The sequence below is a fragment of the Exiguobacterium sp. s191 genome (genome assembly GCF_018618955.1).
Classification (GTDB): Bacteria; Bacillota; Bacilli; order Exiguobacteriales; family Exiguobacteriaceae; genus Exiguobacterium_A; species Exiguobacterium_A abrahamii.
Genome location: NZ_JACSNC010000001.1, coordinates 1204843 through 1228126 on the forward strand (window position 1 = coordinate 1204843; position 23284 = coordinate 1228126).

Below are 23284 nucleotides of genomic sequence, written 5' to 3' on the forward strand. Positions count from 1 at the left end.
CGTCATGCTCCTCTCGTATATAGTAAATTATCGATCAAGCGTGCCGATGCAAACTGCACGGCGACTGCTAAGAGAATCGTAGTCGTTTGTTCAGTGACGGGTCTTAGTGACGGGTAGTCGACGGCTTCGACGTAATCGATCGTCGTCCCTTCGAATCGAAGTGCTTCGCGCGTCCGCTCGAGAACCGTTTCAACAGGCACCCCTTGATCGAGTGCTTGTTTCGCTTGTTGCAACGCCTGCTGAATTCCTGGTGCTTGCGCCCGCTCCGTTTCCGAAAGATAGACATTGCGTGACGATTTTGCTAGACCATCCGCTTCGCGAATGATCGGGCAACGGACGATCTCAACCGGAACGAAGTAATCAGCGACATACGCTTCAATCAATGCGAGCTGTTGTGCGTCCTTTAAGCCGAAATAAGCACGGGTTGGACGGACGACGTTCAATAGTTTGCTGACGACCGTCAACACACCATCAAAATGTCCTGGTCGTGATGCGCCGCATAAGACATCATCACCGGAGCGGACCGTAACACGGGCCATATCCAGCGGATACATCGTCTCGTTCGTCGGATAGAACAGATAATCGACCCCTTCTGCCTCCGCGATTTTCTGATCGCGTTCCGCGTCTCGTGGATAACGATCCAAATCTTCGTTTGGTCCGAATTGTGTCGGGTTGACGAAAATACTCAAGACGACGACATCATTCTCTTGTCGTGCTTGTTTGAGCAAGGAGGCATGCCCTTCATGCAAGAATCCCATCGTCGGTACAAAACCGATTGAACCGGCTCCCGCTAAACATTCGCGTAACGTCTGGACGTCCTGAATGATCTTCATTCCTTAGTCCCTCCATAAAGCGCACCAATCAATTCTTCGTCCATCTGGAACGAGTGTGCTAGTTCAGGGAAGGTGCCGGCTTTGACGTCTTTGACGTAAGCAGCAATCGCTTCCGTTCCTGAAGTATTCCAGTCCGTGTACGCTTTGACGAACTTCGGTAAACGACCGACACCATACGTCAAGATGTCATGATAGACAAGTACTTGACCGGCGACGTCTGCACCGGCACCGATTCCGATGACCGGAATCGAGAGGAGCTCTTGAATGCGTTTCGCGAGCGGATGCGGCACACATTCGAGGACGAGCATCTTCGCTCCGGCACGCTCTGCTTCCAAACTGTCTGCAATCAGTTGTTCGGCTGCTTCTAATGATTTCCCTTGGACTTTGAATCCTTCAAGGACACCAACGGATTGTGGTGTTAATCCGAGATGCGCGACGCAAGGCATCCCAGCGTCCGTCAAACGACGAATCGTCTTTAAGATCTCCCCTGCCCCTTCCAGCTTCAAGGCATCTGCCTGCGACTCTTGAAAGATACGCGCCGCTGATTCAAGCGTGCGATCAAATGAACCGTGATAGCTTGCGAACGGCATATCGACGATCATGAACGTCTGTGGTGCGCCGCGGCGTACCGCACGCGCATGATGAACCATGTCGTCGACCGTGACGGCAATCGTTGAGTCATAGCCGAGGATGACGTTTCCGAGGGAATCGCCAACGAGCAACATATCAACTCCTGCTGCCTCCGATAGTTTTGCTGAAGGATAATCATACGCCGTCAACATGACGAGCTTCTCTCCAGCTTGTTGTTTTTTGAGTATTGGACCCATTGTGTGCATCGTGTTCTCTCCTTACGTGTGTAGGGAGGACAAAAGGAAAACGCCTTCTTCTCCAAAATAAATGCATGCGGAAAAGAAGGCGGAATAATTGAATATCGTCCTTCTGTCCCTGTCCGTTAAGATCAAGGCAGTTGAAACAGCTAAAACTGGCACCTGTCAATTCGGTATGGTTCCGGCAAGCGGATACCATCCGTGGCTTTATTATACATGACGGGAAAAGCTCTCTGCAAACCGTCTGATTCAAACCTTTATTCTTTTTCCCAGTAAATCAGCTCTGCCGAATGGAAACGGGTTTCCCCCGTTTCCGTCTCAATCCGAATCGTTCCCGTCTCGTCAATACCGAGCAATGTTCCAGAAGCGGTCATCTGACGTGTCCGTAGTGTCACTTGTTCATGTAAACGATCTGCGAGTGTTTCCCACTCGGAGACGAAAGATCCGAATCCTAGCTCGAGCCACTGCGTGTATAGTCGTTCAAATCGATTTAAAAACGTCGCGACGACCTCCGCACGTCGGAAAGTTCTTCCTGATTCTCGGACGAGCGAGGTAGCACGGTCTTTGATCCCTTCCGGAAATTGCTCGTGATGCACATTGATGCCGATGCCAATGATGACTGAACTGATCCGATCCGCCTCGGTCTGCATTTCCGTCAAGATGCCTGCCACCTTACGACCGTTGATCAAGATGTCGTTCGGCCATTTAATCGTAACTGGAACATCGAATGTCCGGAGAGACTGTGCAAGTGCAATACCTGCTACGAGCGTTAATTGACCTGCTTGGTGCATCGGTACATCTGGTCGGACGAGTAGACTCATCGCGATGCCCTCATTTTTCGCCTCATGCCACGTTCTCCCTAGCTGTCCGCGTCCATTCGTCTGGTGATCGCATACGACGAGTGTTCCTTCCTGCGCTTGCTGTTGCGCTTGCTCATGTGCAATCCGCTGCGTCGTGTCCAGTTCTTCGAAATGAAGGATGTGGCGACCAAGACGTGCTGTCGTTAACCATTGTTCAATCGCAATCGGTGTCAGCAAATCGCCTTCATCGACTAATTGATAGCCTTGTTTTTTATTCGAGATGATCTGGTATCCTTCTTCCTTCAAGGTTTGCATATGTTTCCAAATAGCGGTACGTGAAATATTTAGTGTCTCTGCTAATTCTTGTCCGGAGTACCACGTTCGCTGACGAAGTGCGATCAAGATTTGTTCTCGGACTGAGTGCGCCATCGCTCTACCTCCTTCAATAATGTTACGCGGTCGTTTAGGCAAGCGCGCGTGACGACACTGTATTCCAAATGCAAAAGTGCTTCTTTGATCTGTTGTTTTTGAAGACCGAGGCGGATCATGTCTTTTCCGTCGACAGCGAGCTCTTTACGACTGCGAATCGGTAAGTCTGATCGCTCCGGATAATCCGTTCCGGTCATTTCCCGAAGGATCATCAGTTCCTCGTCCGACAATCGATAACGATCCCAGTCTTGTAACGGTCGGTGTAACAGAGGTATTAAACGCGTTGCGAGCTGCACTTGATGTTTCGATCGTTTCCAGCGCGTCAATTGATCTTTCGCGAGACCGGCATCGAGTACGAGTGTCCAGACGGCATCCTTTGAAACACCCTGAAACGACTGCTGCGCGAGTCCTTTGACGATTTCTGAAGTCATGCCGGGAAGGTAGCGTTCGATTCCTGTCCGGAGCATCGCCTGTAACGCCCGCTGTTTTCCAGGACCAAGTAAGAGCTTCTCGAACTCGATCGCGATCCGCTCAATCGCAACGGCCGCTAGATGCGGAGCGAGTTTAACGATTGCTTGTTCAGTTGCTTCGTCAAGCGAGAAATCCAGTTGGCTCATGAAGCGGAACGCCCGCATCATTCGAAGTGCATCTTCATTAAAACGTTCGGCTGGTTCGCCGACCGTCCGGATGATCCGCTCTTCGATGTCACGCGCTCCTCCAAACAGATCGACACGACCTGATGGTCTGAGTGCCATCGCGTTGATCGTAAAGTCACGCCGGGTCAAATCCTCTTCCAAACTAACGCCAAGCGTCACCTCGTCCGGTCGCCGGCGATCGCTGTACGTTGCTTCCGAGCGGAACGTCGTGATCTCGTACGGCACGTGGTTGAGAACGACCGTCACGGTTCCATGCTCGAGTCCTGTCGGAATGACGACAGGGAATAAGTCGATGATCTGTTCCGGTAACATCGAGCTCGCTAAATCATAGTCTCCTGGTGTCCGGTCGAGTAACATGTCGCGAACGGCGCCACCGACGATATAGGCTTCACCACCGGCCTCCTCGATCGTCTGAATGATATGATGTGCGCCTTCAAGCAAGTTCATGACGCGCACACACCCGTTCATAGACTTGTTCATAACGACGGACGATCTCATTCGAATCAAAACGACGACGCGTATCACGAATGCCCTCTTCTGCCATCCGTTCCCGTAACATCGGATCATCCGCGAGTTCACCGATTCGTGCCGCAGCCATTTTGACGTCGTAAGTCGGAACGATATATCCGGTTAATCCGTCCTGGATGACTTCCGGTAAGCCACCTGCTGTCGAGACGACACTCGGGACACCAATTGCCATTGCCTCAAGGACGACGAGTCCGAACGCTTCTTTTTCAGACAACAGGACATGAATATCACTAATGGCGAGCAATTGCGCGACGTGTTCCTGTTTACCTGCAAAGATCACTTTATCGTAAATGCCGAGTTCCTTTGCGCGACGTCTCGTTTGTCCCATCTCTGGACCATCCCCGACGAGTAACAGACGCATCTTCCGGTCTTTCGCTGCAATGGCGAACGCTGCAAGCGTATCATCGATTCGTTTGACCGGTCGGAAGTTCGAGATATGAATGACGACGACTTCGTCCGCTTCGATGCCGTAATGCCGCTTCAAGCGTTCATCCCGCATCGGATAATAGACACTCTCATCAATCGAGTTCGCAATGACATCGATGTCATAGTGTGCGTTAAGCGTCGCATTCGTCTCAAGCGCTAGACTCTCGGAGACGGCCGTGACCGCGTCTGATCGTTCAATACCGTACCGAATTGCCGGTTGCATCTCTAAGTCTTGCCCGATGACCGTGATGTCCGTCCCGTGTAACGTCGTCACGACGGCGACGCCTTTTTTCTTTGCCATGTTTCGTCCGAGATCAGCACAGACCGCGTGCGGAACGGCGTAATGGGCATGGATGACATCAAGATCGAATAAATCAATGATTTCTGCGACTTTTGACGCCAACGTAATGTCGTATGGTGGATATTTAAAAACGGAATACTGGTTGACTTCAACCAAGTGGACCGTGATGTTTGGCCGATATTCCGTCAGGCGAAACGGCATGCTCGACGTAATGAAGTGGACGTCATGTCCACGGTCCGCTAATTTCATACCGAGTTCCGTCGCGACGACCCCACTCCCGCCGACGGATGGATAACAAAGAATCCCAATTGCTTTTTTCATGATAAAACCACACTCTCTTTATGACTTCTATTCGTCTCTATTCTAAGCAATATCAATCGGAATGACCATACTGATCACTTTTCGACTGATTTTCATAGGAAAAGCTAGTCTTTTTCCGACCGTGCCGTTACCCTAGAGAAAGAGTCTTGATTTGAAAGGAGCATACGGAAATGGCACCTCCATTCCAATTTCCGATTCGGATCCAGAACATTTTCTGGATTTTGGTCGGATCATTCATCTTTGCTTTTGGTATTTATCATTTTAACGTTCAAAATGAGTTAGCAGAAGGCGGTTTTACTGGGATTACCTTGATCTTAAAAGGACTGTTCGGATGGTCTCCATCGATCACGAACTTAGTATTGAATGTCCCACTTTTTTTCGTCAGTTATAAAATTCTTGGTCGGACGACCTTCGTCTACACGTTGATCGGTACATTCAGTTTTTCCTTCTGGTATGGATTGATTGCGAAGTATTCACCTCTCGTCATAGACCTGCGCGACGATATGGTGCTTGCTGCGCTTTTTGCGGGTGTATTCATCGGAGTTGGTCTTGGTATCATTTTCAACAACGGCGGTACGACAGGTGGTGTCGATATCATCGCGCGTTTGACGAAACGCTACTTCGGTTGGTCGATCGGTCGAACATTCTTGATCTTCGATTTCTTCGTCATCGTCGCATCCTTGACGTATCTCGATTACAAACAAGCAATGTATACGTTACTTGCCGTCTACGTCGGCGCTCGCGTCATCGATTGGATGCAAGAGGGCACTTATGCTGGTAAAGCAGCGATGATCATCAGTGATCACCGGACGGAAATCGCCGACGGCATTCATGCGACGATGAATCGTGGCACGACCCGTCTGATCGCGAAAGGCGGTTACTCTGGACGGGATCTCGAAGTACTGTACGTCGTCGTCGCTCGCAATGAAATCAATCGCTTGAAGACGCTCGTTAAAAGTGTCGACCAGCACGCCTTCATCACGTTGCATGACGTCTATGAAGTAACAGGAGAAGGTTTCACGTTCGACGAAAATCGGGTCCCAATCAAAGAAACGTAAAAAAACACGGATCGCTCAAACGAGCAATCCGTGTTTTTCGTTTTAGTCATCACTTGACGGGTTGAAGACGAGCAGTGCGAGACGAAGGAACTCGGCAACGGCAACGAGTGTTGCTGCTACGTACGTCCAAGCTGCTGCATTCAAGACACGACGTGAACCACGTTCTTCTTCGGCATCAATGATACCATGCTCCGTTAACTGCGCCATCGCTCGATTCGAGGCATCAAACTCGACCGGTAACGTGACGAGTTGGAAGATGACGGCACCAAGCATCAAGACGACACCAAGCATTGCAAGACCACTGAACCCAGCGAACAGACCAATCAACAACAGTGGGAACGATAAGTTCGACGTGATCGACGCGACAGGTGCAATCCGGTGACGGACACGCATCATATTGTAATCCGTCGCATCTTGAATGACGTGACCGATTTCGTGAGCTGCGATCGAAACGGCTGAGACCGTCGAACCGTAATAGACGTCTTCCGACAAACGAACGACTTTGTTCGTCGGGTCATAATGGTCGGACATCGTTCCACCGATTGGCTCAAGACGGACGTTCGTGATGCCGTTCTGCTTCATGATGAAGTCTGCGACCTGCGCTCCCGTCACCCCACTCTGAATCGGAACATCTTGATATTTTTTATAGGTGCTCCGCACCCGCATCTGAGCCCAGATTGGGACGATGATGATGATCGCGAGATAGATCAAATAGTTTGCCACGAGACATCGTTCCTTTCTTTTTTTGATTATAGGTCTATTTTATGTTCAAGTGATCTTATTGTCAATTGAATCGCGCGCGACGAGCAGATATCCCATCAAAAGACATATTCCGGTCAACCAGAAGGAACCATATCCGATCCACTGGATATGCTCCGCAAGTGCCGGGTAACGCGGCCACTGACCAAGAACATAATCGACGACATCGTTGTGGATGACCCAGATGGCGACGAGGACGAGTTCCTTGACACGAAACGTCATTAGCGGACTGTATAATAACGCCTGGAACGCCATCGCTCCGTGCGATACCATCAACATCAGTGCCATTGCTGTTAAGAACGGATCCTCCGTTCCGAGTTGATTCAACATCAACGCATTCATGACGACTGCCCAGACACCATATTTAATCAGTGTCACGAACGCAAGCGCTTCAAACAAGCGAGAACGTCGTCCGAAAATCCAAAGAAAGACGATGATCGTAAAGAACAGGGATGCAGTCGGGCTATCCGGAATGAACGGATAGTAATACCACTTCGACGTTGCGAGTTGTGGTTCATACCAGTAGTAACCGTATAATGTGCCTGCTAAGTTGATCAACCCGACAATCCAGAGTACTGCTTTATGTCGGAGTAATGTCAAAATACCTTGCAATCGTTTCACCTCATCATCGACAAAAGCCGGAGGATTGCTCCCCCGGCTTTTGGCTTATTTATTGTTTTCGCCGCCTTCACCGTATGAAGCGATGAATTTCGCGAGTTCTTTATGATCGGCATCTGATCCTTTGAACTGACCAGCAGGCATCGAACCGATACCTTTGACTGCGATATCATAAATTTCTTTTTCTGTCTTTTTCGTACCAACGAGTGCCGGCGCTGCTGCGCCACCCTCGAGGTTCTTACCGTGACAGTTGACACATGACTGATTCGAATAAATTTCAAATCCTTTAGCCGATGTATCAATTTTTGGTCCTTCGTTCATCGTCAATTCACCTTGTTTATGGATTGTATCCCAGTGAGTCGTTTGAACAGATTCCCAAGTCAAGAAGACGATCGAGACGACTGCGAGGAGCATCATGCTGACTGCGATCGGACGTTTCGCAGGACGACGTTCAAGACCTTGGTCGAGCCATGGCGCGACGAGAAGTGCTGTGAACGCAAGACCTGGGAGGATGACCGTTCCCATCAAGATGTATGGACCTGCAGCGAATTGGTATTTCAAGAGCTGATAGAGGAATAGGAAGTACCAGTCCGGAAGTGGAATGTACGACGTATTCGTCGGATCGGCAATGTTTTGAAGTGGTGCTGCTTCTACGATTGTCAATGTCATGAAGCCGATCAAGAAGACCGCTCCAACCATCCATTCGCGAAGTAAGAAGTTTGGCCAGAACGCTTCCGTTCGACCTGGATATTCCGAGTAGTCTTTCGACTTGTTCGGCATCCGGTTGTTGATCGACACCCGTGAATCGGTGACGAATTTCATTCCTTTACCACGATGCATCGTGTTCTCCCCCTTTTTTGTTGTCTAGATGATAGTCGGTTTAAAGTGGTCCAGAGATCCCTTGTTTACGGATCATCATGAAGTGGGCCCCGAGCAAGACGAACAATGCTGCAGGAAGGAAGAAGACGTGAATCGCAAAGAATCGAGCGATTGTACTTGCGCCGACGATTTCTCCACCCGCAAGGAGGGTCTTCGCGATACCACCGATGACCGGAATACTTTCAGCAATCTGAATCGTAACTTTTGTCGCGAACAACGCTTTCATGTCCCAAGGCAATAGGTATCCTGTCAGACCGAGAGCTAAGACGACGAAGAACAAGAGCACTCCGACAACCCAGTTCAATTCACGTGGTTTCTTGTATGAACCAGTGAAGAAGACACGTAATGTATGTAGGAACAACATTACGATAACGACCGACGCACCCCAGTGGTGCATACCACGAACGATTTGTCCGTGTGCGACTTCATTTTGAAGATAGTAGACGGACGCGTGTGCGTTGATGATGTCCGGTACGTAATACATCGTCAAGAACATCCCCGAAAGAATCTGGATGACGATCGTAAAGAACGTCAATCCGCCAAAACAATAAACGAAAGCTGAAAAGTTATGTGCCGGGTTGACGTGCTCCGGTACTTCATGATCGGCGATATCTCGCCAAAGCGGCGTAATGTCAACGCGCTCATCGATCCAATCATAGATTTTTTGCATCATCGCTTACGCACCTCTTTCGACTGGTTTACCAAGGTAGAGGTAACCATCTTTCTGTTGCATTTCATACTCATCGAGTGGTTTCGTCGGAGGCGTACCAGGTACGTTCGTGCCATCCTTCGTATACCGTCCGAAGTGACATGGGCAATAGAATTGCTCCGGGTGCGTCGGATCTGCGCCGAAGCTGACTTGGCAACCTAAGTGTTTACAAATTGGTGAGAGGGCTAAAATTTCTCCCTTATCATCTTTGAACACCCAAGCAGACAATGTTTCTTCGAACTCATACCACGCATCTTGCGTTTGTTTCTTGAAGTCGACCCGTTTTGGTTCTGTCGTGATATCCGACAACTTCATTACTTTTACTTTATCGCCTGCTCCTGATTTCTTCAGGACTGGATCAACTGCGAAGTTGACCATCGGCATGACCATTGTCGCAGCCATGAAACCGCCGACGCCTGTCAATGTATACGTCAAGAACTGACGACGTGTTACGTTAGACCCGTTTTGAGCCATCTCGATCCCCCCTTGTGATGTACGCTGTGCCCCAAGACGACAGTACTTCACACAAATTTCTCACATGGTAATAGTATCTTAATAAAATCATTGCGTCAACCGCTTCATAGCGCGGTCCAACGGTTTCCTAACTGTTCGAGAACTTGTCCTACGAAATTCCCGACCATCTGACCTTGTTGGTCACGACTCATCGTCTCAAGAGCTAGACGTGGCACGTAGATAATCTCTTCGGCGGCAGTCTCCTTCCACCTTAAATCAGCAGTGATGAAGGTGATGAAACGGAATTGCCCGGAAGCAGCCGCTTGACGCCATCCTTCCAACTGTTCGATCGACGGTGCATCGATATAGGTCAGAGCAGGAACGAGCAACGCCCGTCCGGATAGCTGGCGTTCGACTTCGGACGCCACCGTCAATGTCATGTCTGCGCATTCCGCGTAAGCATGCATCGCCTCATCGAAACCGACCGGAAGCAAAGGCACGATCAGCGTATCGATGTACGCTTGCTCGCTTCGTGTCCGCTGTACGTCGGATGGTTTGAAACGCAAGTCATTTCCCCCTTTCTTCGTACTTACAATTCGTCACATTTAATGTATCATATCCGCATTTCCTCCTACTCTCTTAATGTGAACGTTTTATGAAATTCCACTCTATTTTTCTTCATATTTTGCACAAATCTTCACATACGAAAGGACCCTACTACCTCTGCTGGGCAATAGAGTCCTTCTGTTAAGGAAGTTGACTTCGAACGAGCCGTAACTGTTCGGAAAGAGAGTGGAATCGATGTTGATCGCGTGCATCCAGCGCTTCATCAATCAAGCGGACTAAACGTTCTTCTTCCTGCCGATTGACCGTGACCGCGATGAAATGTGTCGCTTCATCCGCTAAGCGCGGTTCAACAGCAACTTCTGGGCGAAACGGATTTTCTTCTAGTAAAGACAAATACTCGTCATCCATCATCATACCTTGGAAGTTCAACTCGATATAGATATCTTCCGAGGTCAGGCGGATGTCATGATACGCTTTTTCTGGATCTAACGTCGTGACATCCCCTTTTTTGAAGAGAAACGGTTCTGCGTCGAATCCGTATGTCGTCATGATGATTGCCTTCGGAGCGAAGGTCGCATTTTGAACGAAGTGTACTTGCTCGAGTTTTGCCTCATTGCGCAGCCAATAATCGATGATCCATTTCGCTTCCCGTCGCTTTAACGTGTAATAGGTCAAGATGCGGCGTAAGAATCGCTGCTTTCTCTCTATCATCTCAATCCTACTCCCTTCTCCCGTGAAGTCATCCATCCATTCGTTCAACATAGTCGACGAGCTCGTTATCTTCTGGTGTCAACTTAGCAGCGCGGCGGAGAAGACGTTGTCCCTCTTCACGCCGTCCTTCCTCGACGAGTGCGAATCCATACTCTTTCAAGAAGAGCGCATCTTCCGTGAATGCACCTTCGACTATCGCATAATTCTCCATCGCTTGCGTGTATTCCTCTAAGGCATACAAAGCGCGTGCCCGGTACCATGTTAGAATCGGAGCCGTGACGTGTTCTTCGATGGCAGAGATCGTCTCGATCATCGCTTCGTGGTCCTCGTCTTCAGCAAGTAACGACAGCAAACGTTCCGCTGCGACGATCGATTCCGGATTCAAGGCAAGCGCCTCACGTAGCGCTTGGACGCTTCCAGCGCGATCGCCGAGTTTCAGAAGGAACAAGGCTTCCATCGTCCGCAACTCATCATTGTAATCGTCGCGCTCCATTCCTTGTTTGATGACGTTCAGTGCTTCTTTTGTCAAACCAAGTTCGGCTTGGCTTTCCGCATATGGTACGTACGCCGACGTATAGTCCGGATCCTGTGCAATCAATTGCTGGAATGTCTCGACCGCTTTTTGATGTTGACCGACACGGTGAGCCGTCATCGCAAGACCAAACAGCGTATGCAGGTCGGAGCGTTCTGCGACAGCACGTTCGTACAGTGGAATCGCATCTTCAAATTGTCCTGTCATCGCGAGTGATTCCGCGTAAAGGGCATCGAGCGGCAATTCAGCACGTAACTCTGGTCGCTCCGCGATTTCGGCGAATAACGGTACCGCCTGATCAAACGCACCGAGCGTCATGTAGAGCTCAGCCAAACCGTATGCCAGTAACGGTTCGTCCGGTGCAAGGTTACGCGCTTCCTTCAGCTTCGCTAACGCTACTTCGTCAAGACCTTGCGACTGATAGAGGTCAGCGAGTAATACGAGAGAACGCGGACCATATTCCGTGTCCATTGTGTCGACCTGTTCGAGGACGGAGATCGCTTCTTCTTCGCGATCCAAATCGATATAACACTCTGCTAATAACAAGGCTACTCCCGCGTTACCCGCATATTCGACGTAAAGTGGCGCCAAGAGATCGACCGCCCGGTCAGACAATCCGAGTTCGATATAGAGATCGGCAACGGCGAGGCGGTCCTCATCCGTTCCTGTCTTTTCGAGTTTTTCTAATGCTGCTAACGCTTCCGAGGTGTGACCATGTTCTAATTCTTCGATGATGCCATTCAATAGTTGTTCATTCAAGGCAAGCGCCCCACTTTCTGTCATCCGCCTATTGCTTACTCAGATTGGTCGGATTGAAGTTTCTTTAAATCATCATAGAACGTTGGATAGCTGACTTCAACTACTTCGCGTCCATGAACCATAATTTCCGGATTGATCGTCGCCGCGATCGTCAACATCATCGCGAGCCGGTGATCACCTGCACTGTCGACTTCCGCTGCTTGCAAAGGTGTCGGTCCTTCGATGATCATGCCGTCATCCGTCGCCTCGATATTCGCCCCAAGACGCTGTAATGCCGTCACGACCGTGTCGATCCGATCCGTTTCCTTGACACGAAGCTCTTGTGCATCGCGAATGATTGTTCGTCCTTCCGCTTGCGTCGCAAGCAAAGCGAGTAGTGGAATCTCATCAATCAAGGATGGAATCTGATCACCTTCGACGGTAATCGCTTGTAACGATGTCGTCTCGACGGTCACATCTGCCGTCTCCTCTCCACCGTCTTCTGAGCGATGATTGATTTCGACACTTGCACCCATCTGTCGTAACGTCTGTAAAAAACCAATCCGTGTCGGATTCATCAAGACGTGAGTCGTCGTAATGCGACTATCCTGCCCGATTGCTGCCGCCGTCCACCAAAACGCTGCTGACGATGGATCGCCTGGAATGTCGAGTGACGTTGCTTGTAAGCGTACAGGACCTTGAACACGAATATGCCGACCATCCTCGCGTTCATCGATCGCTACGTCAACGCCGAACTGCGGCAACATCCGTTCCGTATGGTCCCGTGACAGGATCGGCTCGATGACTGTCGTCTCACCCGTCGCATGCAGACCTGCGAGCAACACGGCACTTTTCACTTGTGCACTTGCAACTGGCAACGTATACGTCGTTCCGACAAGCGGCGTTCCTGTGATGTGAAGAGGTGCCGTCTCACCTGTGATGTTTGCTCCGAATAAGGCAAGCGGTTCCGTAATCCGTTTCATCGGACGTCTGCGTAAGGAAGCGTCTCCATCGAGCGCGTACGTCGCTTGACCACCTGCTAGGATACCGCTCAAGAGACGAATCGTCGTCCCCGAGTTTCCGCAATCGATCGTTGCTTCTTGGAATGTATCCGTTCCGGTGATCCAAATTTCCTCTGGTGTTCGATCGATTTGTGCACCAAGTGCCTGCATCGCTTCTAGTGAAGCAAGACAATCGGCCCCTTCAAGTGCGTTTCTGACACGTGTCGTTCCCTCGGCGATTCCACCGAACAGGAAAGCACGGTGCGTCATAGATTTATCGCCTGGTACTTGTACTGTTCCTCTTAAGCCCATTCTAAACACCTCACTGTTTGATTGAATGCTCGACGCAATCGTTCTTCGCTGATCGCTTCTAAAATGAAGCGTCCTTCTTTTTCAAGGACGAATCGAATCGTTGCTTGGTGGTTCTTCTTGTCGCGACGCATCAGTTCAAGGTATGTCTTAAACGATTGTCGATCCGGCAATTCTGTCCCAAGACGGTGGAGCAATTGCCCGAGCTGCTTCGCCTGTTCGTCATTTCCTTCCAAGAACTTGACGAAGACAAGTCCGATCCCTACTGCCTCGCCATGCGCAAGACCAGGACTTGCATATTCAACGGCATGACCAAATGTATGTCCATAATTCAAGAAGGCACGCATCCCTTGCTCCGTCTCATCTTGTTCGACGATATCCCGTTTCACATTGATCCCCCGTGCGAGCCAGTCTTCTAAGTCGAGTCCTTTGACAGCATCCAGCGAAATATCGAGTAACGAATCCGCAAATGATGGTCGCGAAAGGAACCCATGCTTGACTAACTCAAAGAAGCCACTTCGCCATTCCCGGTCTGGTAATGTCTGAAGGAGCGTTAAATCATATACGACACCACTTGGCTGATAAAATGCACCGACTAAGTTTTTACCGAGGGAGAGGTTGAGACCAACCTTTCCACCAACACTTGAATCGTGCGCTAACAGTGTCGTCGGAATTTGAATGAACGGGATGCCGCGCAAAAAGGTTGCCGCGACGAATCCCGCTAAATCACCAATCATTCCACCACCGAACGCAAGGATAAGGCTATGACGTGTCATCCCATACCGAACCCCTTCTTCGAGTAGAGCGCCATAAACGGCAAGCGACTTACTGTTCTCCCCAGGCGCAACGGTACTGATATGAACATCGATCGACGGCGATGCATCCGCTAATGCAGCCTGCAATCGATCCATCTGCAAGTGATGTACCGTTTCATCCGTGATGACCCAGATGCGGTCCGCCTCGTTCAGCTCTGAAAGATGCGATAACCGGGCTAATGCCCCATTTCCGACAAGTACTGGATATGACGTGTTCAACCGGATATCAAATTCGATCAAAACGTCCGAACCTCCTCTTTGTAGGCGGCGACGGCAGCTTGAAGACGATCGAGTGTCGATGTCCCGAACATTTCAAGGATAGCAACCGCAATCTCAAACGCGACGACGGCTTCTAAAACAACCGATGCGGCTGGAACGGCACAGGCATCACTTCGCTCGATTTGTGCCGTGAATGCTTCCTTCGTCTCGATATCTACCGATTGCAGTGGACGATAGAGCGTCGGAATCGGCTTCATTGCTACTTGGACGCGAATCGGCATGCCTGTCGACATCCCGCCTTCAATTCCACCTAGATGGTTCGTACGTCGATGATATCCGGATGCATCATGAACGATTTCATCTTGGACGGTACTCCCCTTGCGACGACCAAGTTCATACCCGTCACCAAAACCGACTGATTTCATCGCATTGACGCTAATGACAGCTTGCGCAATTCGGCTGTCGAGCTTTAGATCGTTTTGTGTAAAGGACCCGACGCCTGGCATCATGCCTGTCACGACGACTTCGATTTCACCGCCGAGTGTATCCCCTTCTTTTTTGGCCGCATCGATTTCCTCCATCATCCGTTGTCCTGCTTGTTCGTCAGCACATCGAACGGGTGAAGCATCAATCGTTTCCTGATGTTCCACAGGATCCTTCCACGGTGCATCGATTCCACCAATCGACCGTACGTGCGAGAACACTTCAATCCCGAGTTCATTCAGTAATTGTTTAGCGAAGGCGCCGACTGCAACACGTGCTGCCGTCTCACGAGCGGAAGAACGTTCTAGTACATCGCGTAAATCACGATGACCGTACTTCAATCCACCAACGAGATCCGCATGTCCGGGACGTGGACGCGTCAACGTCCGCGGGCGCTCCAACTGTTCTTCGAGTGGTTCCGCTTGCATGACTTGTGTCCAGTGCGTATGATCCTTATTCTCGATGAACAAACTGATTGGTGATCCCGTCGTATATCCATGACGAATCCCACCACGTGCATCGATTTGATCCTGTTCGATTTGCATGCGTCGTCCGCGTCCGTATCCGCCTTGGCGACGTGTCATTTCACGCTGGATGGCTTCGAAATCAATCGTGAGTCCTGCTGGCATCCCATCGATGATGACGGTCAACCCTTTTCCGTGTGATTCTCCTGCTGTCATGTAACGCATTCGCTTCATCCCTTCCTGTTTAACCGATTTTTTCGTAAAAGAAGCTCTGTTTCATCTTTAATCCAAACCGTTCGGGCTGGAAAATTTGTTCCGTTCCACCAACGAATAGGATTCCACCTGGCTTTAAGGCCTCGACGAACGAACGATAGACGTGCGCTTTCGCTTCTTCTGTAAAATAAATCAGCACGTTGCGGCAGATGATTAAATCAAACCCTGTATCGTACCGGTCTCCTAACAGATTATGTTTACTGAAACGAACGAGTCGTTTGATTTCTGGAACGACTTCGAACGTTTGCTCTTGCTCGATGAAATATTTCTTTTTACGCGCTTCGACGACTTCATTTAATGCAGAAGCTCCATATCGACCAAGCTTGGCTTTTTCAAGAACGAGTTCATCCAAATCCGTTGCTTGAATCGTAAAGGCGGATGGATCGAGCCGTTCACTTAAAATCATCGCGAGAGAGTATGGTTCTTCTCCGGTCGAACAAGCTGCGCTCCACGTCCGGATTCGTCCATGTGCTCGCGACTCTAGGATCGGTAAGATATCTTGTTCCAATTGTTGCCAACGAATCGGATTACGGAAAAATTCACTGACATTGATCGTCATCCGGTCTAAAAACTCGTCGTATAACGATGTGTCCTTATCCATTGCCTGCATATAAGAAGCAAATGTACTATATCCTTTTTTGTCACGTAACGCCGTCAATCGCCGCTTCATCTGTGCTTCTTTATACTGACCGAGATCAATCCCTGATTTGGTCTTGAATCGTTGAATAAAAAGTTCATAATCTTCCAATTGGCACACCTCGCTCACTCTCGATATCGAATGGTCATTTCCATGACCGGTTCAACTTATTTTCTATAGTAGCATAAAGCTATAGGCATTCCAAAAAGCAATTAGACAATTGGGTCATTCCGTTTTACAAGAACACGACAAAAGGGATTCGATCAAATCGAATCCCTTCCCCGTTGTCTTTCTATTCATGTATTACGCGTTGACTGGTTGTCCTTGAAACCAGAGGGCAAGCTCACGCTCCGCACTCTCGACACTATCTGAACCATGGATGACGTTCTCACTCATCGTGTTCGCGAAATCACCACGAATCGTTCCAGGTGCTGCTTCAAGTGGTTTTGTTTTCCCGATCATCAAACGCGAGACGGCAACGACATCTGTGCCTTCGACGCGAAGTGCAACGACAGGACCCGATGTGAGGAAAGTGACCAACTCTCCAAAGAACGGTTTCTCCGCGTGCTCTTCGTAATGTGCTTTTGCTAGCTCTTCTGTGACGTTCATCATTTTCATTTCACGAATGATGAATCCTTTGCGTTCGATCCGTCCAATGATTTCCCCAATCAATCCACGTTCTACGCCATCCGGTTTGACCATCAAAAATGTCTGTTCCATCTCTAGTTCCCCCTATGAAATGCTTTTAGAAAAGCGCTTACATAGTCAGTTTACTGGCTTTTGAGAAGAACAGCAAGAAATTTTTGACAATCTTCATCCTTTTCGTTTTCCAACGTAGCGTGCGACTTCTTCAAGCGATCGTTTAGCAGAAGATTTAGGTAATGGTTCGAGACGTTTGATGGCACGATGGATATAATGATCGACTGTTTGTTGCGTTCGTTCGAGAGCACCCGAAGTTTGAAGAAACGACAATAAGGGTGCGACTTCTTCATGTGTTGGCATACTCTCGATTTTTGAAAGACGTTCATAAAAGACAGCATCTTCTGCACCATAAAAGACAGGTAACGTTTTGTGTCCATGACGCAAATCTTCTGCTACGGGCTTACCAAGTTCTGTGCGATTCGCTGTGAAATCAAGCAAATCGTCAGCAATTTGAAAAGCAAGTCCGATATCTCGTCCAAACAACCGTAACGCTTTCGTATCGGCTGCAGAACAGTTCGCAACAATGGCACCCAGGTGACAACTCGCTTCGATAAGAATGGCTGTTTTTCGTTCAATCCGTTTGATGTAGCGTTTAATCGACTGTTCCCAATCATATTGGTCATAGATTTGTTCAATCTCACCTTCGCAAATTTCACGCATCGTATGGACCATCACTTGGACAAGTTCCGGCTTTCCGACTTCACCAATCAATCGAATCGCCTCTCCAAACAGATAGTTCCCGGAATACAGTGCTACTTCTTCATCAAAGTATTGCATGACGGTCGGTTTTCCTCGTCGTAGTTCTGCGTCATCAATGACATCGTCATGGACGAGTGATGCCATATGGACAAGTTCAAGACTTGCCGCCACACGAATCAGCTCATCCCGATCTGCCTCACCGAATTTAGACGCTAACAATACGAATGCCGGTCGAATTCGTTTTCCACCAGCCTTCAACAGTTGCTTTCCAGCCGCATCGATCGTTGGTTCCTCAGAAGCGATATGACTGATCAGAAAACGATCGACTAAATTAACTTCCTTCGTGACATCACGGTATATGGAATGCAGTGACATCTCACCACTTCTTCCCAAGGTGCATCGCAGCAGCCCCACCCGCGAATGCTTTGACTTCCACTTGCATGAAGCCTGCCTGTTCGAAGAGTTGTTTCAGTTCGACGCGGTCGAGGAACACTTCCGTCGATTCTTGTAGCCAGTTGTATTGATCGTATGATTTCGCAATCAATCGCCCGACTTGTGGCATGATTTTTCCGAAATACAATGAATATGCTTCGCGGAAAATCGGTGCCGTCGGTTGACTCGTCTCGAGACAGACGACCGTTCCACCTGGTTTTAAGACACGATGCATCTCTTTGATGACCTGTAGATAATCCGGTACGTTTCGTAGACCAAAACCAATCGTCACATAATCGAACGAGTTATCACCGAACGGTAGATCCATCGCATTTCCGTGAATCAATTCGATGTTTTTCATATCGAGCGCTTCTACCTTCTCCACGCCGACTCTTAGCATGTTTTCTGAAAAATCAAGTCCTTTGATGACACCTGTCGGACCGGCTGCCTTCGCCAATTGAATCGTCCAGTCCGCTGTTCCACAACAAAGATCGAGACATTTAGCGCCAGGGAAGACTTGCATCCGGCGCATCGTCTCGCGTCTCCATAACTTATGCAGTCGGAAGCTGATGACTGAATTCATTTGATCATAGTTCGTTGATATCGATTGGAACACTTCATATACTTTTTTTTCTTTATCTTTTGCCTGCACACCGCTCACCCTTTCCAAGATCTCATGCTACCGCCATCTGCTCGAGATGCGATAACAGTAATTTCTGTGCGACCAGATCCAATTGTTCTGCCTGTTGTTGAATGATCTGTCGCCCCTGTCGTGTCAGCCATTCTCGTTTCGTGATTGCCGCGAGTCCTTGCATTAATCCGAACTCTGCTGTTAACCACAAGAGAACCCGTTCTTCCGTCGATGCATAATTCATTTCGTGAAGGGCACACTTTGCTTCGTTGACCCGTTGAATCGTCCGTCCGAGTGAAACGAGAATCTCTTTTGGTAACCCAGCTAGCTGTTCGAAAAAGTAGCTCGAGAATAAATCCCCTGCTAATACAAGCAACTGTCGCTCCTTCGAACCGCGTAGCGTTTCATTGACACGCTCATGCAGACGTAGCGCTACTTGTGCGAAATGAATCGCTTTGACGAGTGCTTCCGTATCCAGCGTGTCATGTTGAGCGACATCAATCAACCAACTGATCTGTTCACGATCGATGGAAGGGAAATCCACATGTCGAGCCAATCGTGTCGTTTGTTTAGTGGTGAGTGCAGTGATGATTTCATCCACGCGCAGCTCATGTTGTTCCATGCTTTTACCCCCCGATCTCCAGTGCCATCTCGTTGATGGACGTTCTTCTTTTTTAATATACCATAATCGGCGGGCTTTCACGCTTCTGAATGTCCACAAAAAAGCCGCCCGAGAAAATCTCGGGCGACTATGTAGCCGGATTACTTCACAGCATCTTTCAATGCTTTACCTGGTTTGAAGGCAGGTACTTTGCTTGCTGGAATCTCGATATCTTCTTTCGTACGTGGGTTGCGACCTTTACGGGCTGCACGCTCACGGACTTCGAAGTTACCAAATCCAATCAATTGGACTTTCTCTCCAGACTGAAGTGTCTCAGTGATCGATTCGAATGTTGATTCAACAACTTTCGTCACGTCTTTTTTTGTAAGACCTGATTTTTCGACGACTGCTTGAATGAGTTCAGTTTTGTTCATTACTTTCACCCCCTCCCAATCACTTCTTCGAGGGTAATCATACCCCATAAACGTTGCTATTACAACATTTTCGTGTAAATAACGTTCAATTTTCAGATTCTTCGCTCGATTCCTCTGAAAACACAGGTTCGCCTTTTTCGTTTATCGTGTAGCTTTGGGAATAGGCAGGAACAAAAGGCTGATCTTCATAGAGCAAATACCGAATATCTTGACCGACTTTCGGCTTTTTCTTCGCAGTTTGAACAGCTTTCTTCAACTCAGGTAAATAGTTGATGAAGAGGCGTCCTTGACCATCGACATAGATCGACAACTTTTCATCTGAATACGGACTTGGGACAGTCGGTTCTTTTTTGATGAATAGTTTTTTATAGTCAAGCGTAAACTGGTTTTTTCCGAACGATCCTTTAAACGGATACTTTTCGTTCTTCTTCCGATACGCATCAATCCGAACTTGGAGCTTCTGTAACTCTTCTGCAACAAGTAAATCCATCAACTTAACAGTCGGTTTCGTGTCGACATCGACTAACAGATAGATGAATGTTCCGCCACCTTCAAAACTGTTCGATGGTGGATCACTCATATAACGCGGAATGAGCCGCCCTAATTCGATTTGATAACGCTCCATAAGCGGAGTATCTGCTTCCATCGTCTTGATGGGCAAAACACCCGTGTCTTTTTGATACGCATCGACAGCATCCTGTACGGTACGCAACTGTTGTGGATACGGTACGCGGTTCGACGGTTTCTGACTGTCTGGAAATAGACAACCCGATAACAACGTCACCGGAATGAGCATGAGGATCACGAACCACTTCTTCATGCGCTTGGCCCCGCCATGACGATGAATACCATGATGATCGACGCAACGATGAAACATACGAATGCCAATGTCGATACGAGAACCTGCCATATCCCCTTCAACTTCGTCCGACTGACCGTGACCAGCAAGACACTGATCGCAAAGAGTCCAATGCCAGCGAACGAGATCCACATTTTTATTAATCCTGGACTCAAGGTTTCCACCCCACTCCGTTAATCTTTCGTCGTGAAGAGATGCTCGATCTCATTTTTCTGTGGTCGTTGCATCAACTTTTTGACTTCTTCTTCCGGTGTATGACCGTCAAAGAGAACATGGTAGAGAGCGGAAGTGATTGGGAGTTCACACTGTTTCGTCTCCGCCAAATCATATGCCGCTTGGGTCGCGCGAACACCTTCGACGACCATTCCCATGTTTTCTAGCACCGTCTCTAATTTTTCACCGCGACCGATGGCATTCCCCGCACGCCAATTTCGACTATGAACCGATGTACAAGTAACGATCAAGTCACCCATTCCCGTCAATCCAGTGAACGTCATTGGGTTAGCTCCAAGCATCGTACCAAGACGAGCCATCTCGACCATTCCACGCGTAATCAACGCTGCTTTGGCATTGTCCCCGTAACCGAGACCATCCGTCATACCTGCGGCAAGCGCAATGATATTTTTGAGCGCCCCACCGAGTTCAGCTCCAATGATATCCGCATTCAGATAGACGCGGAAGTTTTCATTCGTAAACAGCTCCTGTACACGACCAGCCTCTTCTAAATCATCCGATGCGATGGTCACTGTCGTTGGTTTACGTAACGCGACCTCTTCGGCATGCGAAGGACCGGTCAAGACACAAACCGCTTTGCGTTTCGCAGGATCGACCTCTTCTTCGATTAATTCTGACAACCGAAGATGCGTCTTTGGCTCGATTCCTTTTGATGCATGAATCAAAACGACTGGTTCCGTCAACAATTCATTCAATTGTCGGGAAACCGAACGAATCGCAGAGGACGGTGTGACGATCAAGATATGCGTTGCGCCTTCGACCGCCACTTTAAGATCCGTCGTCGCCTTCAATGATTGTGGTAACATGACACCTGGCAAAAATTGCGCGTTTTCATGATGTTCATTGATGCGGTCGACAGTTGTTTGTTCACGACCGTAAAGCATGACTTCCTGATCATTATCGGCTAAGACGAGCGAGAGCGCTGTTCCCCAGCTCCCCGCTCCGATGACAGCGATTTTGGTCATACTGACTCACCTCATTATTGTTTTTGACGAGCTAAAATCCGGATTGGTGTACCTGTAAAATCAAATGCTTCCCGAATCCGATTCTCAAGATATCGTTTATAAGAGAAGTGCAGCAATTCTGGATCATTGACGAACAAGACGAACGTTGGTGGACGTGACGCGACTTGAGTCGCATAGTTGATCCGAAGACGAACCCCTTTATCCGTCGGCGCCGGGTTCATCGCGACAGCGTCAACGATGACATCGTTCAAGACGCTTGTCTGAATCCGTTGTGCATGGCTGTGCGCTGCTTGTTGAATGACCGGTAACAACGTCTGCAAACGACGTTTTGTTTTCGCTGAGACGAAGACGATGGGTGCATAGTCAAGGAAACGGAATTCTTCCCGAATCTCTTCTTGCATCTTTTTCATCGTCTTATCATCTTTTTCGACAGCATCCCATTTATTGACGACAATGATGACCGCGCGACCTGCTTCGTGAGCATATCCCGCCACTTTTTTATCTTGTTCGATGATACCTTCTTCGCCATCAAGCACGACACAGACGACATCTGCCCGTTCGATTGCTTTTTGTGCACGCATGACGCTGAAACGTTCTGTTGATTCATAGACTTTCCCGCGTTTTCGCATCCCGGCCGTATCGATGATGACGTATTCTTGATCATCCCGCGTAAACGGTGTATCGATCGCATCGCGCGTCGTACCAGCGATGTTCGAAACGATGACACGTTCTTCACCGAGAATCGAGTTCGTCATACTTGATTTTCCGACGTTTGGACGACCAATCAAGGCAAACTTGATCGTGCTTTCGTCATATTCTAATTCTTCTTTATCTGGTGCGAGTTCAAGGACACGGTCGAGTAAGTCACCTAGACCAAGACCATGTGTACCAGAAATCGGGAACAAGTCTCCGAATCCAAGGGAGTAAAATTCATACATTAAATCACGCATTTCAAAGTTATCGACTTTGTTGACAGCTACGACGACTGGTTTGTTCGAACGGAATAACATGTTCGCGACTTCCTCATCCGCTGCTGTGATTCCTTCGCGTCCGTTCACCATGAAAATGATGACATCCGCTTCATCAATAGCGAGCTCCGCCTGATGACGCATCATTTGAAGTAGGGGCTCATCCCCGACTTCGATTCCACCTGTATCAATCAAATGAAAATGACGATTCAGCCATTCTCCAGTTCCGTAAATACGGTCGCGGGTAACGCCTGGCTTGTCTTCTACGATTGAAACCCGATCTCCAATCACCCGGTTAAAAATCGTCGACTTTCCGATATTTGGGCGACCTACGATCGCCACGACTGGAATTGCCATCCCAACACCTTCTTTCTCTTCTCTCGCTTCATAGCCGTTCTATTGTATCAAATCAA

At 48.8% G+C, this 23284-nt stretch carries 27 protein-coding genes; 1 reads left to right on the plus strand and 26 read right to left on the minus strand.

The annotated features are described in order from the left end of the window. Positions 1–2 precede the first annotated feature (2 nt). The 5 genes from panC to bshA all read right to left on the minus strand — a co-directional run bounded on the left by panC (position 3) and on the right by bshA (position 5121). Positions 3–833 (minus strand): pantoate--beta-alanine ligase, encoded by an 831-nt coding sequence (panC, locus tag KNQ09_RS06560; protein ID WP_023468622.1) that lies wholly within the window; start codon positions 831–833, stop codon positions 3–5. Further along, positions 830–1669 (minus strand): 3-methyl-2-oxobutanoate hydroxymethyltransferase, encoded by an 840-nt coding sequence (gene panB, locus KNQ09_RS06565; protein ID WP_035396844.1) that lies wholly within the window; start codon positions 1667–1669, stop codon positions 830–832. Before panB ends, panC begins: the two co-directional genes overlap by 4 nt. Positions 1670–1917: 248 nt before the next feature. Next, on the minus strand, positions 1918–2889 hold the full coding sequence (locus KNQ09_RS06570) for a biotin--[acetyl-CoA-carboxylase] ligase (protein ID WP_214857979.1): 972 nt from the start codon (positions 2887–2889) through the stop codon (positions 1918–1920). Further along, on the minus strand, positions 2859–3992 hold the full coding sequence (locus KNQ09_RS06575; protein WP_235515908.1) for a CCA tRNA nucleotidyltransferase: 1134 nt from the start codon (positions 3990–3992) through the stop codon (positions 2859–2861). The genes KNQ09_RS06570 and KNQ09_RS06575 overlap by 31 nt, the downstream gene beginning before the upstream one ends. Beyond that, the gene (gene bshA, locus KNQ09_RS06580) at positions 3979–5121 is read right to left on the minus strand and encodes an N-acetyl-alpha-D-glucosaminyl L-malate synthase BshA (protein ID WP_050677434.1); all 1143 of its coding nucleotides are present in this window, start codon (positions 5119–5121) and stop codon (positions 3979–3981) included. Before bshA ends, KNQ09_RS06575 begins: the two co-directional genes overlap by 14 nt. Positions 5122–5291: 170 nt before the next feature. Here bshA and KNQ09_RS06585 point away from each other — a divergent pair, with 170 nt between their 5' ends. Further along, complete coding sequence (locus tag KNQ09_RS06585) at positions 5292–6179, plus strand: YitT family protein (protein WP_029342000.1); 888 nt, start codon at positions 5292–5294, stop codon at positions 6177–6179. 42 nt (positions 6180–6221) lie between these two features. Here the strand turns inward: KNQ09_RS06585 and KNQ09_RS06590 are convergent, their stop codons facing one another. The 21 genes from KNQ09_RS06590 to der all read right to left on the minus strand — a co-directional run bounded on the left by KNQ09_RS06590 (position 6222) and on the right by der (position 23228). Then, entirely contained in the window at positions 6222–6902 is a 681-nt protein-coding gene (locus KNQ09_RS06590) for a zinc metallopeptidase (RefSeq protein WP_023468628.1), read from the minus strand. 45 nt (positions 6903–6947) lie between these two features. Then, entirely contained in the window at positions 6948–7550 is a 603-nt protein-coding gene (locus KNQ09_RS06595; RefSeq protein WP_251138171.1) for a DUF1405 domain-containing protein, read from the minus strand. A 54-nt stretch (positions 7551–7604) separates the two neighbouring features. Continuing rightward, entirely contained in the window at positions 7605–8396 is a 792-nt protein-coding gene (locus tag KNQ09_RS06600; RefSeq protein ID WP_055968607.1) for a menaquinol-cytochrome c reductase cytochrome b/c subunit, read from the minus strand. A 40-nt stretch (positions 8397–8436) separates the two neighbouring features. Then, entirely contained in the window at positions 8437–9108 is a 672-nt protein-coding gene (qcrB, locus tag KNQ09_RS06605) for a menaquinol-cytochrome c reductase cytochrome b subunit (protein ID WP_012370658.1), read from the minus strand. Positions 9109–9111: 3 nt separating this feature from the next. Beyond that, positions 9112–9618 (minus strand): ubiquinol-cytochrome c reductase iron-sulfur subunit, encoded by a 507-nt coding sequence (locus KNQ09_RS06610; RefSeq protein WP_035396830.1) that lies wholly within the window; start codon positions 9616–9618, stop codon positions 9112–9114. A gap of 104 nt (positions 9619–9722) precedes the next feature. Continuing rightward, positions 9723–10163 carry a DUF2487 family protein gene (locus KNQ09_RS06615; protein ID WP_023468632.1) on the minus strand — a complete coding sequence of 147 codons (441 nt, stop codon included), beginning with the start codon at positions 10161–10163 and terminating at the stop codon, positions 9723–9725. A gap of 181 nt (positions 10164–10344) precedes the next feature. Beyond that, complete coding sequence (locus KNQ09_RS06620) at positions 10345–10875, minus strand: ReoY family proteolytic degradation factor (RefSeq protein WP_029342003.1); 531 nt, start codon at positions 10873–10875, stop codon at positions 10345–10347. A 28-nt stretch (positions 10876–10903) separates the two neighbouring features. Continuing rightward, complete coding sequence (locus KNQ09_RS06625; protein ID WP_251138106.1) at positions 10904–12190, minus strand: tetratricopeptide repeat protein; 1287 nt, start codon at positions 12188–12190, stop codon at positions 10904–10906. Between the two features lie 11 nt (positions 12191–12201). Next, positions 12202–13458: a 3-phosphoshikimate 1-carboxyvinyltransferase gene (gene aroA, locus KNQ09_RS06630; protein ID WP_214857980.1), complete on the minus strand. Its 1257-nt coding sequence runs from the start codon at positions 13456–13458 to the stop codon at positions 12202–12204. Further along, positions 13449–14510 carry a 3-dehydroquinate synthase gene (gene aroB, locus KNQ09_RS06635; protein WP_214857982.1) on the minus strand — a complete coding sequence of 354 codons (1062 nt, stop codon included), beginning with the start codon at positions 14508–14510 and terminating at the stop codon, positions 13449–13451. Before aroB ends, aroA begins: the two co-directional genes overlap by 10 nt. Next, complete coding sequence (aroC, locus tag KNQ09_RS06640) at positions 14507–15661, minus strand: chorismate synthase (RefSeq protein ID WP_064299671.1); 1155 nt, start codon at positions 15659–15661, stop codon at positions 14507–14509. The genes aroB and aroC overlap by 4 nt, the downstream gene beginning before the upstream one ends. A 19-nt stretch (positions 15662–15680) precedes the next feature. After that, the gene (locus KNQ09_RS06645; RefSeq protein WP_023468638.1) at positions 15681–16457 is read right to left on the minus strand and encodes a CheR family methyltransferase; all 777 of its coding nucleotides are present in this window, start codon (positions 16455–16457) and stop codon (positions 15681–15683) included. Between the two features lie 192 nt (positions 16458–16649). Then, positions 16650–17066, minus strand: coding sequence for a nucleoside-diphosphate kinase (gene ndk / locus KNQ09_RS06650; protein WP_058704890.1), 417 nt, complete (start codon positions 17064–17066; stop codon positions 16650–16652). Positions 17067–17159: 93 nt separating this feature from the next. Then, positions 17160–18122: a polyprenyl synthetase family protein gene (locus KNQ09_RS06655; protein ID WP_023468640.1), complete on the minus strand. Its 963-nt coding sequence runs from the start codon at positions 18120–18122 to the stop codon at positions 17160–17162. A 1-nt stretch (position 18123) separates the two neighbouring features. After that, complete coding sequence (locus tag KNQ09_RS06660) at positions 18124–18831, minus strand: demethylmenaquinone methyltransferase (protein WP_050677440.1); 708 nt, start codon at positions 18829–18831, stop codon at positions 18124–18126. 22 nt (positions 18832–18853) lie between these two features. Further along, the gene (locus KNQ09_RS06665) at positions 18854–19432 is read right to left on the minus strand and encodes a heptaprenyl diphosphate synthase component 1 (RefSeq protein ID WP_023468642.1); all 579 of its coding nucleotides are present in this window, start codon (positions 19430–19432) and stop codon (positions 18854–18856) included. Between the two features lie 140 nt (positions 19433–19572). Continuing rightward, positions 19573–19845, minus strand: coding sequence for an HU family DNA-binding protein (locus tag KNQ09_RS06670; protein WP_012370671.1), 273 nt, complete (start codon positions 19843–19845; stop codon positions 19573–19575). A gap of 85 nt (positions 19846–19930) precedes the next feature. Continuing rightward, positions 19931–20665 (minus strand): hypothetical protein, encoded by a 735-nt coding sequence (locus KNQ09_RS06675; protein WP_029342012.1) that lies wholly within the window; start codon positions 20663–20665, stop codon positions 19931–19933. Next, positions 20662–20838 (minus strand): DUF2768 domain-containing protein, encoded by a 177-nt coding sequence (locus tag KNQ09_RS06680; protein ID WP_034786022.1) that lies wholly within the window; start codon positions 20836–20838, stop codon positions 20662–20664. The genes KNQ09_RS06675 and KNQ09_RS06680 overlap by 4 nt, the downstream gene beginning before the upstream one ends. A gap of 39 nt (positions 20839–20877) precedes the next feature. After that, positions 20878–21903, minus strand: coding sequence for an NAD(P)H-dependent glycerol-3-phosphate dehydrogenase (locus tag KNQ09_RS06685; RefSeq protein WP_214857984.1), 1026 nt, complete (start codon positions 21901–21903; stop codon positions 20878–20880). A 14-nt stretch (positions 21904–21917) separates the two neighbouring features. Continuing rightward, positions 21918–23228 carry a ribosome biogenesis GTPase Der gene (gene der, locus KNQ09_RS06690; RefSeq protein ID WP_023468646.1) on the minus strand — a complete coding sequence of 437 codons (1311 nt, stop codon included), beginning with the start codon at positions 23226–23228 and terminating at the stop codon, positions 21918–21920. Positions 23229–23284 lie beyond the last annotated feature (56 nt).